This window comes from Nocardia sp. NPDC004278 (assembly GCF_053602975.1).
The window spans coordinates 302,842-318,864 of record NZ_JBSGEQ010000005.1; the positions used below are offsets into that span (position 1 = coordinate 302,842).

Genomic DNA, 16,023 nt, shown 5'->3' on the forward strand with positions numbered 1-16,023 from the left:
CCGCTCGCCACCCGCTCGACCGTCTCCTCCTCAGTAGCTGGATGCTCGGCCAGCGCTGAGGGGGTAAGCCGCTCCTGTGACGTGTTACAGTGCGGCTCGTACACGTTCTCAGGGCGGGGTGGAATTCCCCACCGGCGGTAATGGCATCCGGATCGATCCGGAGCGCACGAGCCCGCGAGCGCCACGGTGTTCCCAAGATGCGGTGGGTCAGCAGATTCCGGTGTGATCCCGGAGCCGACGGTCACAGTCCGGATGAAAGAGAACGCGGCACCAGCTCCTACGCAGTGCGCGGAGGAGCTTGTTTCGCGTCGTCTTTGCCCTGGGTGACATCGCGAACAGGAGGATCATGTCACCCAATCAGAATCGCATCGCGATTGTTGCCGCCCGCTGGCACTCCGACATTGTCGACAGGTGTGTGGAAGCCTGTAGGTCCGGTCTCAACGACTGCGGTTACCCCGAGGTCGATGTGATAGAGGTGCCCGGGGCGTTCGAAATCCCTTTGTGCGTCAAGCGATTGGCGAACAGTGGCGACTACACCGCCGTCGCCGGATGTGCACTGGTGGTCGACGGCGGCATCTACCGGCACGATTTCGTGGCCTCGACCGTCGTGGACGCGCTCATGCAGGTGCAGCTGGACACCGATGTGCCGGTGTTCTCTGCGGTCCTGACCCCGCACCATTTCCACGAGCACGGTGAGCATCGCGCTTACTTCGCACGGCATTTCGAGGTCAAGGGTGCGGAGTTGGCGAATGCCATCGCAGCCACGCTGGCCCTGGACACCATCCGCGCGTAGAAACAGGGCACCGTGCCCGCATGTGCCGGAGGCGGCTTCCCATGCGGGCATGGTGTGGGGTGTGGTGTTGACCCGTGACGCGTGTGCGCTTTTCGACGAAGGGGTGGTGATCTCCCAAAAGGAGAACATGGACCTGCTGCTGTCGGATATCGGTATCGTGGTGGCTCTGCTCGGTGTTCTCGGCGCCGCATGAATGGCCTTCCTCGTCCTACGCGGCCGCAAGCAACTGTAGTGGCGATCCGTGGCCGCCCGCTGACTCCCGGTGAATACTTTGCTGCCCAATAGTATTTCGCGGTTCGATCACCTTGCCCCCTACACGGCCGGGCACATCCTGGGCGATCGTATGGCGAGAGCCAACGAGTGTGGAGGTATCACGCTATGTCCCTTGGTCTTCGGGTGATGGGTGCGGGCATCGGGGCTGTGGCAGCCCTCGGCGTGGTGTCGGCGGCTCCGTCGCCCGCGCGGGCGGACACCGGGGTAGCGCCGTCGGTGCTGACGTTGACCGTGGGTGACGGCGAGTCGCTGGACGCCGCCACTGATCAGCGGACCGTACTGTTGATCTGTTCCCCGCTAGCTCTGGGCACTCATCCGCAGACGACTCGGGCATGCGAGGAACTCTGGGCGGCGGGCGGGGACTTCGGTCAGCTTCGGGGTGAGCCGATGCGGTTCTGTCAGTTCATCTATAAGCCGATAACCGTTGCCGCTGAAGGTATTTGGAACGGCGTTTCGATGTCTTACCGCCGCACCTTCCCGAACCGGTGCATGGAACAGAACACCAACAGGTACGTGTTCGCGTTCTGAATGAACGTAGCAGCCGGTTGAGCCGCATAGCCGGACCAGCGTCCAGGACCAGGCGTGTGGAAGCCCTGCTCAGCACACGTGGATCGCGCTCGCTGCTGAGCAGCTCGTCCATGGTCGGCTCCGGGTGAAGGAATCCTCCGAGAGGATGGTCAGCTTTCCAGCGCTGCTTCCGGTGTCCTCGGTCCGGCGGTGATGATCTCGGGGACCGTGGCGACGCGTCGCGCCAGCACGGCTATGAGCACGATCATGGGAACGGCCGAGGCCAGGGTGATCCAGCCGGTGCCCAGGTTCAGCCCGTCGTTGTGGTCGGAAGCGAGCCAGTCGGTCAGCGATGCACCCAGGGGCCGGGTGACCACATAGGCGCCCCAGAAGGCGAGCACTGCATTGAGCCTGGCCCAGCGCCATGCCAGCGCCGGCACTGTGATCGCGACCGCGAAAAGCACCGACGAGAGCAGGAAACCCAGGTGTAGCGTCGCGGCGGTGAAGTCACCGGCGATGGTGCCGAGGGCGAAGGTGACCATGACCGTAGTCCAGTAGAAACCTTCGCGCCGACGGGTGTTGATGGTGTGCACATCCAGCGTCCTCTCGGCGCGGTACCAGAGCGCTAGGACGCCCGTGAGCAGCAGTAGGAACATCACGGTTGAGATCCCCAGCGGAATCCCGACCACGAAGTCGACGATATCGGCGACCATGGTGCCGAAGATGGCCACCATGACCACAGCGGTCCAGTAGATCCAGACGTGGTAGCGAGACGTGCGGAATTGAGCGACCAAACTGACTACGAAGGCCACAAGCCCACCGCCCACCGCCAGTAGCGGTGGCAGATGCATGACGAGGAAGTCGGAGAAAGTTTCTCCCATACCGGTGGAGAGAACCTTGATCACCCAGAACAGGCAGTGATCCGGGGAACTTTGGCGAGTAGTGATAGCGGGGACGAATCGGTAAGTGCCGCACGGTTTGTCACGCCGACACTATGCTCACCGGCCGCTGAGAAAACGCTGTGAACAAACCGGCTGCGGGACAGCAGATCGGTCTGCGAGTAGGCTGCGTTCCGCAGCGGACAGCAGAGGGCACCGGGCGAGTCGCGGATGTTCCGAATCGGTTGCCAGCGAGTCGATTTGGGCATGCATCCGGCCATTGTCGACGGGGACCGACGGTCGGCTCTCCCTTGACGACGGCCCTGCCGACGACAGACGCGATCGCCAAAGCGAGTCGGACGGCGAGGCCGGTCAGGTGGTGACGCCTTCAATACCTGTGTGACCATGGCGTTGCCAAAGCAAAGACGGCTCTGGCCTGCGGTGCTGACGGTGTCACCAGTACGCCGCTACTTTTGGTCGTGCGATGACGTATCGCGAATCGGTAGGTGAGCTGCAGAGACAGGGCAACCAGAGGTCGTCCACGAGGTCTTTCCAGGCGGCCGGGCGGGGGGATCGACACCCCGCCCGGACCGCACTGGAGTTTTACCAGCTTTTCCGCCTTCGGTCGGGGAGATCCGTGTGAACGGGGTCGCTCTCTAGAATGAATCGACCGTGTTCCTCGTTTTCGGGAGTCGCCGCCGTGACCATTCAGCCCGTTCGCCTCTTCGGCGATCCCATTCTGCGTTCGCGTGCGGCGGAGGTCACCGAATTCGATCGTGAGCTGCGGCAGTTGGTCACCGATCTGACCGACACCATGCACGATGACGGCGGAGTCGGGATGGCGGCGCCGCAGATCGGCGTCGGTTTGCGGGTTTTCGTCTACGACACCGAGGACGCCATGGGGCATCTGATCAATCCGACCTACGAGGTGGTCGGCGCGGAGGAGCAGGTCGGGCCCGAGGGCTGCCTGTCCATTCCGGGAGTGCGCTACGACACGCGCCGCGCGCTGCGGCTGCGAGCCACGGGCGTCGACGTAGACGGTCAACCGGTCGAATTCGCGGCCGGGGGGCTGCTGGCCCGCTGCGTTCAGCACGAAACCGATCATTTGGACGGTGTGCTGTTCATTGATCGGCTCGATCCCGCGCAACGCAAGGAGGCGATGCGCACCATTCGCGAATCCGATTGGTTCAGTGCGGGTATCACCGTGCGCAGTTCGCGCGCGCTGGGTTCGAGCCAGGCCGGACCGTTCGGACGGGGCCGCTGATGCGCATTGTCTTCGCGGGCACGCCGGAACCTGCGGTGCCGTCGCTGCAGCGTTTCATCGATTCGGAGCGGCACGAGGTGGTCGCCGTGCTGACCCGGCCCGACGCGATCGCCGGACGTGGGCGGAAGGTGCAGCGCTCGCCGGTCGGGCGCCTCGCCGATGAGCACGGCATTCCGGTTCTGACGCCCCGGCGTCCCGCCGAACCCGAATTCATCGAACAGCTCACCGCATTGGCGCCCGACTGCTGTCCGGTGGTCGCCTACGGTGCGCTGCTGCCGCAGCCGGTGCTCGACATTCCCCGCTTCGGCTGGATCAACCTGCACTTCTCGCTGCTGCCCGCCTGGCGCGGCGCCGCGCCGGTACAGGCGGCGATCGACGCGGGTGACGAGATCACCGGCGCGTCCACCTTTCAGATCGAGGCAGGCCTGGACACCGGGCCGGTCTTCGGTGTGGTCACCGAGAAGATCGCGGTGACCGATACCGCGGGCGCATTGCTCGACCGGCTCGCCGACACCGGGGCGATGCTCTTGGAGAAGACGCTCGACGGCGTGGAAGACGGTACACTGCACGCGGTCGCGCAGTCCCACGACGGCGTTTCCTACGCGCCCAAGGTGCCGGTCGAGGCCGGACACATTCGCTGGGACCAGCCCGCACTGGCAATCAACCGTCGCATCCGCGCGGTCACCCCGGCACCAGGTGCCTGGACCGAGATCAACGGCACCCGCCTCAAACTCGGCCCCGTCTCGATGGTCGAGGAGGTATTGCCGGAACGGACCATCGAGGTCCGCAAGTCCGGGGTCTTCGTCGGCACCGCGACCACCGCGGTTCGCCTCGATCAGGTACAGCCGCAAGGTAAGCGCATGATGGCCGCCCTGGACTGGGCCCGCGGCGCTCGCCTGCAGCCCGGCGCGGTGGTCGAGTGATGACGCCCGAGCGCCGCCCCAACGGTCGCAGTGCGGCCGCCGATCCGCGCAGTCGCAAATCCAGCAGGAAATCCGTCGACTCGGGCTGGCTCGCCCGTGCGACATCAGCGAAAAGTGGTGCACAGCAGAAGAATTCGCACTCCGAATCCGACCAGTTCCGCGGCAATGCGCCACGGGCCCGAGTAGAGCGGCCGAATATGACCGAACAACGTAAGTCCTCGGGGGGCGGTTCGCAGCGCAAGGGGGCGGCGCAAAGCAAGGGGTCGGCCCGCGGCGACTGGCAGGGCGACGCCGCACGCGGCGATCGCGGCGGTAGTCGCGCGAATGCCGGGCAAGGGAATCCGGCCGGGCGCGGCGGCGATGCAGTGCGGCGGTTCTCGGACCGGGACGACACTGCACGGACGAGGCAGTCCGAGGGTGGCCGACGCGAAGATCGCTCGGGGACTGCACGTTCCGAGGGAGCATCGGGCTGGCGGGATCGCGGTGCGAAGGACACCGGGGCCGCGGGCGGTGCGCGAAGTGAGAGTCGTTCAGCCGCATCGTCGGGCTGGCACAAAGGTCGGGACAACAAGGGGGCGGCATCGGCCGGTGAGCGGCGCGGGAGTTCGGCGAACCGGAGCGCCCGTTCGCAGGGCGGCGGCGGTGCAGAATCCGGCGAACAGCGGCGGGGAAACCGTTCGGATGCGGCGAAGTCCGATTCGTCGAGACGGCACGAGGGACGGTCGGGCAAGCGGGCCGCGAGCGGCGATGAACGCCGGTCGAATCGCGCGGATAGTGCCGCTTCGGGCGGGCGCGACGGGTCGGCTGCGGGTGGCTCGGCTCGGCGTGACACATCGAAAGGCCATGGCCGGCACAAGGATTCCGCCGTGGCCGCGGATCCGGTGCGGCTGGTCGCGCGGGATGTGCTTCGTGCGGTGCGGGAGCGGGAGGCGTACGCGAATCTGGTACTGCCGGGGCTGCTTCGGGAGCGGCGGATCTCGGGGCGAGATGCGGCATTGGCGACCGAATTGACCTACGGTGCCTGCCGTTCGCTCGGGTTGCTCGATGCGGTGATCGCGGCGGGGGCGGGGCGAGCGGTCGAGGAGATCGATGGGCCGCTGCTGGATGTGCTCCGGCTGGGGGTGTATCAGTTGCTGCGCACCCGGATCGGGGCGCACGCGGCGGTGGACACCTCGGTGGCATTGGCGCGCACGGAATTCGGGGCCGGTAAGGCGGGCTTCGTGAATGCCGTGCTGCGGCGGGCGGGGGAGAAGTCCGTCGACGAGTGGGTGGACGAGCTTGCGCCGCGAGATCCGGTGGGACGGTTGGCGTTCGAGTTCGCCCACCCGGTATGGATCGCGCAGGCGTTCGCGGACGCGCTCGGCGCCCGGGCCGGGGAACTGCGCGAGGTGCTCGCAGCCGATGACGCGCGTCCGATCGTGCATCTGGTCGCCCGTCCCGGCGATATCACCGCCGAGGAATTGGCCCTGGTGACCGGTGGCGAAGAGGGCAAATGGTCGCCATACGCGGTCTACCTCGACGGCGGCGGTGATCCCGGCAAGCTGGAACCCGTCCGCGAAGGCATGGCGGCCGTGCAGGACGAGGGCAGTCAGCTCGTCGCACTCGCCCTGACCCGCGCGGAACTGGTCGGTCCGGACAATGGTCGCTGGCTCGACCTCTGCGCCGGACCCGGTGGTAAAGCGGCCCTGCTCGGTGCCATCGCCGCAATCGATGGACACCGAGTCGACGCGGTGGAGCCGGCCGAACATCGCGCCGAACTCGTCCGCAAGACGGTCCACGACCTACCCGTCGACGTGCACGTCGCCGACGGCCGCGCCAGCGGACTCACGCCCGGCTACGACCGCATCCTGGTCGACGCACCCTGCACCGGTCTCGGCGCGCTGCGTCGCCGCCCGGAGGCCCGCTGGCGCCGCACCCCCGCGGATGTTGCCGAACTGGTCGTCCTACAGCGCGAACTCCTCGCCGCCGCATGGGATCTGCTGCGCCCCGGTGGTGTCGTCCTCTACTCGACCTGCTCACCCCACCTCGCGGAGACCGTCGCGGTGGTCGCCGATGCCGCCCGCCGAACCGGTGCCATCCAACTCGACACCCGCGACCTGCTCCCCGGCGTCACCGATATCGGCGACGGCCCGAGCGCGCAACTGTGGCCGCACCGCCACGGCACCGACGCCATGTTCCTCGCGGCATTGCGCAAACCGGTCGAATAACACCGTCCCCGGCACCGCTGAAGCGGGGCGGTGCCGGGCGATTCCACGGGCCGGGTTCCACGGCGGTGCCGCCTGCATCACCTGGCCTGCATGGCCTCCTGTTGGAGTGTTGAGCAACTGGTCCTAAGGAAGTGCGTGAAACTCAGGCGCGGGTGATTTCCTGGCGGGTTCCACGGTGGTGCTGTCCTGCGGCATGTGCCCTGCACGGTCGCCTGTTGGAGTGTTGAGCAACTGGTCCTAAGGAAGTGCGCGGAACTGAGGCGCGGGTGATTTCCTGGCGGGTTCCACGGTGGTGCTGTCCTGCGGCACGTGCCCTGCACCGCCGCCTGTTGAAGTGTTGAGCAGCCGCCCCAAGGAAGTGCGCGAAACGTAGGCGGTGTATCAGGCGGGGCCGCATCCGAAGCGACATTTGTCCAAGACTTCGGCGGGTCGACGCCGCAGACTGACCCCATGGCGATGACGTGGCAGCAGGTGGTGGCCCTGGCGACCGAACTTCCCGAGGTGGCGGAATCGACATGGTGGCGCAGCCCCGCGTTGAAGGTGGATGGCAAGGGGTTCGCGCGGCTGCGCTCGGAGGCCGAGGGCGGGCTCGCGCTGGTGTGCGAGATGGCGGAGAAGGAGGCGCTGCTCGCCTCGGGTGATCCCACCTTCTACACCACCCCGCACTACGACGGATATCCCCACATCCTCATCGATCTCGACCGGATCGAGCCCGATCAACTGCGCGAGATGCTCGACGCCGCATGGTGGCTGTCGGCACCGGCGAAACTGCGAAAACAGCGGGCGCGCTAATTCGCTGGTCACCGGCTCGCCGGTGCCGCCGCCGCGACCCGAGCTTTCAGTCGCGGGCTGACTGCTCACGCAGGCGGGCCAGGGTTTTCGCGAGAATGCGCGAAACGTGCATCTGCGAGATGCCCATGCGCTGGGCGATCTGGGTTTGCGTCATCGATTCGAAGAAGCGCATGGTGAGGATGCGGCGCTCGCGCTCCGGGAGTCCGTCGAGCAGCGGACGGATCGCGACATATTCCTCGACCCGGTCGAATTGGGATTCCTCCTCGCCGAGGGTGTCGAGCAGCGATGCCTCGGTATCGCGGCCGAGTGAGGCGGCGTCGATCGAACTCGGCTGGTAGGCATTGCCCGCGATGACGGCCTGGGTCACCTCGTCGGGATCCACATCGAGTTCGGCGGCGATCTCCTTCGCGGTCGGGGAGCGGCCCAAGGATTGCGAAAGCGAGTCGATGGCGGCGCCGATACGCAGATGTGTCTCCTTCACCCGTCTCGGCACCCGCATGGCCCAGGTGTTGTCACGGAAGTAGCGACGCACCTCGCCCATGATGGTCGGCACCGCGAAGGACAGGAAGTTCGAGCCACGGGAAATATCGAACCGGTCGACCGCATGCACCAACCCGACCCGCGCCACCTGGGTGAGGTCATCGAACGGCTCACCGCGACCGCTGAATTTGCGGGCGATGTGATCGGCGAGCGGAATGCAGCGGCTGATCAGCTCGGCGCGCAACGCACTGTGCCGTGCGCTGCCCGGTTTGGCGGCGGCGAGCTGCTCGAACAGCGCACCGACATCGTCGTAGCCCGCGCCGGATGCCTGCAGGGTTTCGACTTCCTCTGCGGCTTCTTCGGTCAGTACGGGTTCGACCTCATCGTCCTGCTCGGCATCGGACACGGTGTTTTCGTCCGCCACTACGCTTTCCCCCGGACCCGACGGAACTCCACCGTCGTCGGATATCCGGAAACGGCGACGTCGTACGGATCCTGTGTTGCTTGTACATCATCGGTGAGGGTACGCAGCACATGCCAGCCGAAGCTGCGCTGATCCGGCAGTCCTTCGGTGGCGGCGACCCCGGTGACCCGGACGAGTAGTTCGGTGTCGCCGACGGTGAACCTGCAGTGCAGGCTCGTCTCCGGCGCCGCGACCGCGATCAGCGTCGAGCACACCTCGTCGACGGCCAGCCGGATATCGGCCACCTCGTCCAGGGTGAAATCGCTGAGCAGCACCAGCGTTTCGGCGAGCCCACGCACGATCGGCAGCTGCGTCACCGACGCCGCCACCCGAATCTCCACCGGGGTGCTGTAGAGCCCCTGTTCCGCCGAAATGTTGATCACCCTATGCAGGCTACCCACTCTCGGCCGGGGCAACCCTAGGTACCGGTAAGCTCCCGCGATGTGTCCACTTCGACGTTTAAGCGCCCCACCACGCCGATGATCGCTCCGTCCATCTTGTCCGCCGACTTCGCGCACCTCGCTGACGAGGCAAAAGCGGTGCATGGCGCCGACTGGTTGCACGTCGATGTGATGGACGCACACTTCGTGCCGAATCTCACTCTCGGACTTCCGGTGGTCGAAAGTCTGTTGAAGGCCACCGACATTCCACTCGACTGCCATCTGATGATCGAAGATCCGGGCCGCTGGGCCCCGCCCTATGCGGAGGCGGGTGCGCATAACGTCACTTTCCACGCCGAGGCGACCGACGATCCGATTGCGGTGGCACGCGATATTCGCGCGGCCGGTGCCAATGCGGGACTTTCGGTGAAGCCGAATACGCCGATCGAGCCGTATCTGGAAATCCTGCGCGACTTCGACACACTGCTGGTGATGAGCGTGGAACCTGGCTTCGGCGGACAATCGTTCATTCCGCACGTGCTGGAGAAGGCGCGGATCGTGCGTCGGCTGGTGGACGCCGGTGAACTGCGTTTGATCGTGGAGATCGACGGCGGTATCAATGCCGATACGATCGAGGCGGCCGCGGAGGCGGGTATCGATTGTTTCGTCGCCGGATCCGCGATCTACAACACCGATGACCCGGCGGCGACCGTCGAGAAACTGCGGCAGCGGGCCGCTGCACTGCGCGCGGTCTGAAACCCTGACGGGCCGAATCGCCTAGCGGGCGGGCGCTTTCCGGCTGCCGAGCGCTCGCGTCGCCTCGATCACCGAGCTGAGCGGTGGCAGGTTCGTCGCGTTCTCCGGCGGCTGGATCCAGGTGCGATAGCCGGTGCGCTCATCATCGGGTGAGGGGAGCACAACCTGGCTACCGGTGCAGGCGACGGTCGCGTAGAGCCGGAACAACTCCGCGGAGACGGCCGCGCTGAGGGTGTCGGGCCGGGCCGGGCCGGTGATGAAGGTCCAGCGTCGTGCCCTCGGGTGGTGCACCACCGGCGCGGCGATCTGCGCCTGCGTCAGCTCTCGCTGCACCTGTTCGCCGAGATCGGCGGGCATCGTGATGGCGCCGTAATGGGTACCGATATGAAGTAGGATGCGGCGCGACGTCGGGTCGATCGATGCAGGCATATGAAATTCGCGCCGGTACTGCACACAGCGAACTTCCAGCGTCGAATCGACAAGAGTGGTCACGCGACACCCCCATTAGTGTCGAACTTGATTTGTCCCACTGTGCTGTTTCCTGGCTTCCTCGAGTGGTGGATTTCCTGGTCGAACTCGCCGGACTGCGTCGCAGACCCGGGGCGAACCGTTCCGCACTGAACTGCTCGGGACGAAGTTGAACGAGAGGAATCAGCTGCGTAACAATCTTGCGACCGTTTTCTCGCCCGCGCAAGGTTTCGGTGTAACTGTGTCGCCAGTGGGTACAACGTTATGTTCGACACTATGCGCGACGGATGAATTCGCGTTGCGCTGTTCCACAAATAGGAATGAACAATTATCGTCGGCGGGTAAACGGCGATATTTTCACACGTCCGTACATTATTTCGCTTCGAAAAATAATTGACGCTGGTTCGGTGCGTTCCGGGGTGCCCTGTGGTCTGCTTCTGGCTCGAGTTGCCGAGCCGCGGTTTCGACTGGCCGCTGGACGGAACCACGCTGTCTTCTACGACCCGGCGTCGTTACGCTGGGCAGGGACCGGTGCCGACGGGAATAGTCGCCGGACCCCGGCTGTTCGGCAACCGTAGAAACGACGCGACAGGGAGTCAAGGCATGTTCACAGGCATCGTCGAGGAGCTCGGCGAAATCGTCGCCACCGAGGAGCTGGCCGACGCCGCTCGTTTGACGATCCGGGGCAAGCTGGTGACCTCCGATGCCGGGCACGGCGATTCGATCGCAGTCAACGGCGTCTGCCTGACCGTCGTCGACGTGGTCGACGGCGATTCGTTCACCGTCGACGTCATGCAGGAGACATTGAACCGCTCCAGCATCGGCGGACTCGGCATTGGTTCGCGGGTCAATCTCGAACGCGCGGCCGCGTTGAACAGCAGGCTCGGCGGCCACCTGGTGCAGGGCCATGTCGACGGCACCGGCACCGTGCTCACGCGCACCCCCTCGGAGAACTGGGAGATCGTGCGGATCTCGCTGCCGGACGCGATCGCCCGATATGTAGTGGAGAAGGGTTCGATCACCGTCGACGGCATCTCACTGACCGTCTCGGGCCTCGGCCTCGCCGACGCACCCGCCGCCGACGGCAATCGCGACTGGTTCGAGGTCTCCCTGATCCCGACCACCCTGTCCATGACGAACCTCGGCACCGCCGCCGTCGGGACCAAGGTGAACCTGGAAGTCGACGTCATCGCCAAGTACGTAGAGCGCCTGCAACAACGCGGGTGAGCAGCGGGTAAACGCTGTGCTGGATCTGGCGTTCGCGCTCCGGCGACCACCACGGAGCGAGTCTTACGAGCGAACACGCAGCGCCGCAGGCGCTGCAAATCCAACACAGTAGTGTAGTGAGGCACCTATTTCGAGATGGAGCACAGCAGACGTGACCAGGTTCGACAGCATCGAGCGCGCAGTCGCCGATATCGCCGCCGGTAAGGCGGTTGTCGTCGTCGACGACGAGGACCGCGAGAACGAGGGCGACCTCATCTTCGCGGCGGAAAAGGCGACCCCCGAATTGGTCGCCTTCATGATTCGCTACACCTCCGGTTATATCTGCGTGCCGCTCACGGGTGATGACTGCGATCGTCTCGGCCTGCCGCCGATGTACGCGCAGAACCAGGACAAGCACGGCACCGCCTACACCGTTTCGGTCGATGCCAGGGAGGGCGTCACCACCGGTATTTCCGGCGCCGACCGCGCCACCACCATGCGACTGCTCGCCGATCCGAATGCCAAGGCCGACGATCTGACCCGTCCCGGTCACGTTGTGCCGTTGCGCGCCAAGGACGGTGGCGTGTTGCGCCGTCCCGGCCACACCGAGGCCGCGGTCGATCTGGCTCGGATGGCCGGACTGCAGCCCGCGGGTGTCATCTGCGAGATCGTCAGCCAGAAGGATGAGGGCCATATGGCTCGCACCGAGGAGCTGCGTGTCTTCGCCGACGAACACAATCTGGCCCTGATCTCCATCGCCGAGATGATCGCCTGGCGGCGCAAGCACGAGAAGCAGGTCATCCGGGTCGCCGAGGCCAGGATCCCCACGGCGCACGGCGAATTCAAGGCCGTGGGCTATCAGAGCATCTACGACGATGTCGAACATGTCGCCCTGGTGCGCGGTGATATCGAAGACGGCGACGATGTGCTGGTTCGGGTGCACTCGGAATGCCTCACCGGTGACGTCTTCGGCTCGCTGCGCTGCGACTGCGGTCCGCAGCTGGACGCTGCGCTGGAGATGGTGGCTCAGGAGGGCCGCGGCGTGGTGCTCTATATGCGCGGGCACGAGGGGCGCGGCATCGGGCTGATGCACAAGTTGCAGGCCTACCAGCTGCAGGATTCCGGCCACGACACCGTCGATGCGAATCTGGAGCTCGGCCTGCCCGCCGACGCTCGCGATTACGGCACCGGTGCGCAGATTCTGGTGGATCTGGGCATCCGGTCCATGCGCCTGCTCACCAATAATCCGGCCAAGCGGGTCGGACTCGACGGCTACGGGCTCAAGATCACCGAGCGGGTGCCGATGCCGTTGCGCGCCAACGCCGAGAACCTGCGGTACCTGCGCACCAAGCGGGACCGGATGGGCCACGATCTGATCGGGCTGGACGAGCTCGATCTGGGCGAGACGGCGCAGTGATTTCCTATCCCGAGTATTCGCACCCCGACACAGCCTGGAAAGGCGGTATTCGATGAGCGGCACCGGCGTACCCAGCTTCGAGCTGTCGGATGCCAAGGACCTCAAGCTCGGCATCGTCGCCTCGCGCTGGCACACCCAGATCTGCGACACCCTGGTCGCGAATGCGGAAAAGGTGGCCAAGGACGCGGGCGTCGAGCACATCACCGTGGTGCGGTGTGCGGGCGCGATGGAATTGCCGGTGGTGGCCCAGGAACTGGCCCGCTCCCATGACGCGGTGGTCGCGCTCGGCGTGGTGATCCGCGGTGGCACACCGCATTTCGAATACGTCTGTGACGCGGTGACCGCCGGTCTGACCCGGGTATCGCTGGATGCGGGCACGCCGGTCGCGAATGGTGTGCTCACCACCAATAACGAGCAGGAGGCGCTGGACCGGGCCGGATTGCCCGGTTCCGCCGAGAACAAGGGCGAACAGGCCGCCGCGGCAGCGCTCGACGCCGCGCTGACGCTGCGCGCGCTGCGGCCGTAGGCCATGCCGGTCGTGCGCATTTGGCGTAGGCGCCCCGGCGACGGGGCGGGTTCGGCTGCCGCGCCGGGACAAGGTGATTGGGAGCTCGAGGTGCGGCCCCGTCGCGCGGTTCGGACTGCATGGATCGTGGCGGTGCTGCTCGTGGCCGGTTTCACGGCAGGCGGCATCTGGTTGCGCCACGGTTCGACGGGCGTGAACTTCCGGTTCGCGGACCAACTTGCGATGATCGGCATCGGCGTACTCGGCGCCGCGGCAGTGCTGCTTTTGACCCGGCCGCGGGTGCGCGTCGGCAAACGCGGAGTCTCGGTGCGCAATATCCTGGGCGACACCGAATTTCCCTGGGAGTACATCCGCGGCGTCTCGTTCCCGGACCGAAAGTCCTGGGCCCGCCTCGAACTCATCGACGACGATTACGTCCCACTGATGGCGATCCGCTCCAACGACAAGGAACGTGCGGTCGAAGCGCTGGACAAGCTGCGGGAACTGGGCGCGAAATACACTGCCGCACAGGAGTGAGCAGCGACGTCAGCGGTTCGGGAGTATTACCCTCGCACTGTATGGCGTCCGAAGCCCGAGTCCGCGCCGAACGTTTCGGGTTCGAACGGCACAGTGACCTGGCGCTCGATGGCGGCCCACCGCGCTATCCGATGCTGCGGACCGGATAGCGCCACCGCAGTCGGTCAGTGGGTGTCGCCGAGGACGGCGCCTTCGCGCCTCGGGTCGGCGCCGCCGATCCAGCCGTCGGACCCGTCGCGCTGCAATGCGCTGAGGCCGCTGGATTGGGGAGCGACCGAGACCTGATGGCCGAGTTCGCGTAGGCGTAGCACGAGTGGGTCGTGATCGCCGTTATCGGTGGCGTTGATGGCGGGATGTTCGCCGCCGACGCCGGTCACCGGACCGTTTCCGGCGCCGAAGGCGACTCCGGAGACCGCCTGCTGCGGGTCGAGGCCCCAGTCCAGCACGCCGATCAGGGCTTTCACGACGAACTGGATGATCACCGAACCGCCGGGGGATCCGACGACCTGGGTCAGATCGCCACGAGAGCCGTCGGCATTGTGGTCGAAGACCAGGGTCGGGCTCATCGAGCTGCGCGGCCGCTTACCTGGCTGCACGCGGTTGGCGACCGGAGCGCCATCGGTGCCGAGCGGGTCGGCGGAGAAGTCGGTGAGCTGGTTGTTCAGCACGAATCCGTCGACGAGATGGAATGATCCGAAGGCCGATTCGACCGTGGTGGTCATCGAGGCGGCATTGCCGTACTTGTCGACGATCGAAATATGGCTGGTGCCGTGCTCGGGTGGCTGCGGGCCGACACCGAGCGGAACAGGACCGAAATCGCCGGGTTGGGCGGTGCCCATGCTGTGGTTGGGATCGATGCGGCCGGCACGCTGCTTCAGGTAGTCCCGATTGAGCAGGGTCTGCGGCGAATTACCCGGCAGCGGAATGAAATCCGTATCGGCGACGTACTTGTTGCGGTCGGCGTAAGCAAGCCGCTCCGCCTCGGAGATGAGATGCACCGCATCGGCCTTCGGCTTGCCGCCATTGCGATCGATATTGTCCGGGCGCAGTGCGGCGAGGTCGTAGTTCTCCAGGATGCCGAGGGTGGCGGCAACGGTAATGCCGCCCGAGGACGGACTCGGCATACCGCAGATCTCGTGCGTGCGATAGCTGGTGCACAGCGCGGTCCGCTTCTTGGCCTGGTATCCGGCGAGGTCGTCGACGGTCATCAGGCTGGGAGTGCGCCCGCCCGCGGCGGAGTCGGCCGCGTCGACGATGTCATGGGCGATCGCGCCGGTGTAGAAGGCGTTCGCGCCGTCGCTGGCGATGGCGTTGAGGGTCTTGGACATCGCCGGATTGGCCAGGACCGTGTCGGCCCGCTTCGGTGTGCCGTCCGGGTTGAGGAAGTAAGCCTTCGCGGCCTCGTCAGCGGCCAGATCCTTGGCCGATTCGGCGATCTGGCCCGCCAGGCGCGGACTGATCGGGAAGCCCTGATCGGCGAGGCCGATGGCCGGGCTGAACAGGTCCCGCCAGGTGGTCTTTCCATGGTCGCGATGCGCCATTTCCAGCATGCGTAGGACGCCGGGTACGCCGATCGAGCGTCCGCTCGCCCGCGCATTCGGCTTCGGCTCGGTGCGATCGGTATCACTGACCCAGCGCAGGTAGTTCTCGGTGGCGGCGGCGGGTGCGACCTCCCGGCCGTCGTAGGCCTCCACGCTCCTGCTCGCCGCATCGTAATAGAGCAGGAACGAGCCGCCGCCGATGCCGGAGGCCTGCGGTTCCACCAACCCGAGCACCGTCTGCGCCGAGATGAGCGCATCCGCGGCCGTACCGCCATTGCTGAGCACCTCGCAGGCCGCCTTGGTGGCCAGCGGATTGGCCGTCGAGACCGCGTAGGTCTTGGTGCGCACCGCCGTCATCCCGGACCGGTAACCGGTCGCGATCTCGGGATTGGTACTCAGATCCTTGGTCGCACCGGGCGTCGCACCCGCCGAGGTCGCGACCACCGGGGTGCCGTTCGGCGTTGCCGCACACGCCGCGTTCGCCGGTTTGTCCTCGGACGAACATCCGCTGACAACGCCGATGATGAGCGTGAGCGCCGCCGCGGCGCTGACCCAGGTTCCTCGCGTGCGACTCATGGACGGCACTGTATCGCCGATCGCCGACCCTCGCGGGAATTCCGGCGCTGTCAGCTC

Annotated in this window: 17 protein-coding genes and 1 riboswitch; of the genes, 12 read left to right on the forward strand and 5 right to left on the reverse strand. The window is 66.1% G+C overall.

Going from position 1 to position 16,023, the window contains the following annotated elements:
- Positions 1-100: 100 nt before the first annotated feature.
- Positions 101-268: riboswitch (FMN riboswitch) on the forward strand.
- Positions 269-346: 78 nt separating this feature from the next.
- From ACWEO2_RS10585 to ACWEO2_RS10595, 3 genes are all read left to right on the forward strand, one after another.
- Positions 347-793 carry a 6,7-dimethyl-8-ribityllumazine synthase gene (locus ACWEO2_RS10585; RefSeq protein ID WP_355178083.1) on the forward strand — a complete coding sequence of 149 codons (447 nt, stop codon included), beginning with the start codon at positions 347-349 and terminating at the stop codon, positions 791-793.
- Positions 794-815: 22 nt separating this feature from the next.
- Complete coding sequence (locus tag ACWEO2_RS10590; RefSeq protein WP_452405056.1) at positions 816-986, forward strand: hypothetical protein; 171 nt, start codon at positions 816-818, stop codon at positions 984-986.
- 185 nt (positions 987-1,171) lie between these two features.
- On the forward strand, positions 1,172-1,594 hold the full coding sequence (locus ACWEO2_RS10595) for a subtilase-type protease inhibitor (protein ID WP_452405057.1): 423 nt from the start codon (positions 1,172-1,174) through the stop codon (positions 1,592-1,594).
- Between the two features lie 149 nt (positions 1,595-1,743).
- Here the strand turns inward: ACWEO2_RS10595 and ACWEO2_RS10600 are convergent, their stop codons facing one another.
- A complete protein-coding gene (locus ACWEO2_RS10600; protein ID WP_452405058.1) occupies positions 1,744-2,454 on the reverse strand; it encodes a COG4705 family protein in 711 nt (236 codons plus the stop codon).
- 697 nt (positions 2,455-3,151) lie between these two features.
- Here ACWEO2_RS10600 and def point away from each other — a divergent pair.
- The 4 genes from def to ACWEO2_RS10620 all read left to right on the forward strand — a co-directional run bounded on the left by def (position 3,152) and on the right by ACWEO2_RS10620 (position 7,637).
- Entirely contained in the window at positions 3,152-3,715 is a 564-nt protein-coding gene (gene def, locus ACWEO2_RS10605; protein WP_354960182.1) for a peptide deformylase, read from the forward strand.
- Positions 3,715-4,638, forward strand: a complete 924-nt coding sequence (gene fmt, locus ACWEO2_RS10610) for a methionyl-tRNA formyltransferase (RefSeq protein ID WP_452405059.1) — start codon at positions 3,715-3,717, stop codon at positions 4,636-4,638. The genes def and fmt overlap by 1 nt, the downstream gene beginning before the upstream one ends.
- 866 nt (positions 4,639-5,504) lie before the next feature.
- On the forward strand, positions 5,505-6,845 hold the full coding sequence (locus ACWEO2_RS10615; RefSeq protein ID WP_452405060.1) for an RsmB/NOP family class I SAM-dependent RNA methyltransferase: 1,341 nt from the start codon (positions 5,505-5,507) through the stop codon (positions 6,843-6,845).
- 450 nt (positions 6,846-7,295) lie between these two features.
- On the forward strand, positions 7,296-7,637 hold the full coding sequence (locus tag ACWEO2_RS10620) for an MmcQ/YjbR family DNA-binding protein (RefSeq protein ID WP_452405061.1): 342 nt from the start codon (positions 7,296-7,298) through the stop codon (positions 7,635-7,637).
- A gap of 46 nt (positions 7,638-7,683) precedes the next feature.
- Here the strand turns inward: ACWEO2_RS10620 and ACWEO2_RS10625 are convergent, their stop codons facing one another.
- Both ACWEO2_RS10625 and ACWEO2_RS10630 read right to left on the reverse strand, forming a co-directional pair.
- Complete coding sequence (locus tag ACWEO2_RS10625) at positions 7,684-8,484, reverse strand: SigB/SigF/SigG family RNA polymerase sigma factor (RefSeq protein WP_452405141.1); 801 nt, start codon at positions 8,482-8,484, stop codon at positions 7,684-7,686.
- A 56-nt stretch (positions 8,485-8,540) separates the two neighbouring features.
- Positions 8,541-8,963 carry an ATP-binding protein gene (locus ACWEO2_RS10630; protein WP_355178067.1) on the reverse strand — a complete coding sequence of 141 codons (423 nt, stop codon included), beginning with the start codon at positions 8,961-8,963 and terminating at the stop codon, positions 8,541-8,543.
- Between the two features lie 96 nt (positions 8,964-9,059).
- Between ACWEO2_RS10630 and rpe the strand changes: the two genes are divergently transcribed.
- On the forward strand, positions 9,060-9,716 hold the full coding sequence (rpe, locus tag ACWEO2_RS10635; protein WP_452405142.1) for a ribulose-phosphate 3-epimerase: 657 nt from the start codon (positions 9,060-9,062) through the stop codon (positions 9,714-9,716).
- A 21-nt stretch (positions 9,717-9,737) separates the two neighbouring features.
- Here the strand turns inward: rpe and ACWEO2_RS10640 are convergent, their stop codons facing one another.
- A complete protein-coding gene (locus ACWEO2_RS10640) occupies positions 9,738-10,208 on the reverse strand; it encodes a hypothetical protein (RefSeq protein ID WP_452405062.1) in 471 nt (156 codons plus the stop codon).
- A gap of 579 nt (positions 10,209-10,787) precedes the next feature.
- Between ACWEO2_RS10640 and ACWEO2_RS10645 the strand changes: the two genes are divergently transcribed.
- From ACWEO2_RS10645 to ACWEO2_RS10660, 4 genes are all read left to right on the forward strand, one after another.
- On the forward strand, positions 10,788-11,411 hold the full coding sequence (locus tag ACWEO2_RS10645; protein WP_452405063.1) for a riboflavin synthase: 624 nt from the start codon (positions 10,788-10,790) through the stop codon (positions 11,409-11,411).
- Between the two features lie 151 nt (positions 11,412-11,562).
- Positions 11,563-12,807, forward strand: a complete 1,245-nt coding sequence (locus ACWEO2_RS10650) for a bifunctional 3,4-dihydroxy-2-butanone-4-phosphate synthase/GTP cyclohydrolase II (protein WP_452405064.1) — start codon at positions 11,563-11,565, stop codon at positions 12,805-12,807.
- 52 nt (positions 12,808-12,859) lie between these two features.
- Positions 12,860-13,333: a 6,7-dimethyl-8-ribityllumazine synthase gene (gene ribH / locus ACWEO2_RS10655; RefSeq protein ID WP_354960190.1), complete on the forward strand. Its 474-nt coding sequence runs from the start codon at positions 12,860-12,862 to the stop codon at positions 13,331-13,333.
- A 132-nt stretch (positions 13,334-13,465) separates the two neighbouring features.
- A complete protein-coding gene (locus ACWEO2_RS10660; protein ID WP_452405065.1) occupies positions 13,466-13,849 on the forward strand; it encodes a PH domain-containing protein in 384 nt (127 codons plus the stop codon).
- A gap of 164 nt (positions 13,850-14,013) precedes the next feature.
- Here ACWEO2_RS10660 and ACWEO2_RS10665 read toward each other — a convergent pair whose 3' ends face one another.
- A complete protein-coding gene (locus tag ACWEO2_RS10665) occupies positions 14,014-15,966 on the reverse strand; it encodes a gamma-glutamyltransferase family protein (RefSeq protein WP_452405066.1) in 1,953 nt (650 codons plus the stop codon).
- Positions 15,967-16,023 lie beyond the last annotated feature (57 nt).

Coding starts and splice junctions, on each gene's coding strand:
- ACWEO2_RS10585 (WP_355178083.1), top strand. CDS start 347: ATGTCACCCAATCAGAATCGCATCGCGATTGTTGCCGCCCGCTGGCAC.
- ACWEO2_RS10595 (WP_452405057.1), top strand. CDS start 1,172: ATGTCCCTTGGTCTTCGGGTGATGGGTGCGGGCATCGGGGCTGTGGCA.
- ACWEO2_RS10600 (WP_452405058.1), bottom strand. CDS start 2,454: ATGGGAGAAACTTTCTCCGACTTCCTCGTCATGCATCTGCCACCGCTA.
- fmt (WP_452405059.1), top strand. CDS start 3,715: ATGCGCATTGTCTTCGCGGGCACGCCGGAACCTGCGGTGCCGTCGCTG.
- ACWEO2_RS10620 (WP_452405061.1), top strand. CDS start 7,296: ATGGCGATGACGTGGCAGCAGGTGGTGGCCCTGGCGACCGAACTTCCC.
- rpe (WP_452405142.1), top strand. CDS start 9,060: ATGATCGCTCCGTCCATCTTGTCCGCCGACTTCGCGCACCTCGCTGAC.
- ACWEO2_RS10645 (WP_452405063.1), top strand. CDS start 10,788: ATGTTCACAGGCATCGTCGAGGAGCTCGGCGAAATCGTCGCCACCGAG.
- ribH (WP_354960190.1), top strand. CDS start 12,860: ATGAGCGGCACCGGCGTACCCAGCTTCGAGCTGTCGGATGCCAAGGAC.
- ACWEO2_RS10665 (WP_452405066.1), bottom strand. CDS start 15,966: ATGAGTCGCACGCGAGGAACCTGGGTCAGCGCCGCGGCGGCGCTCACG.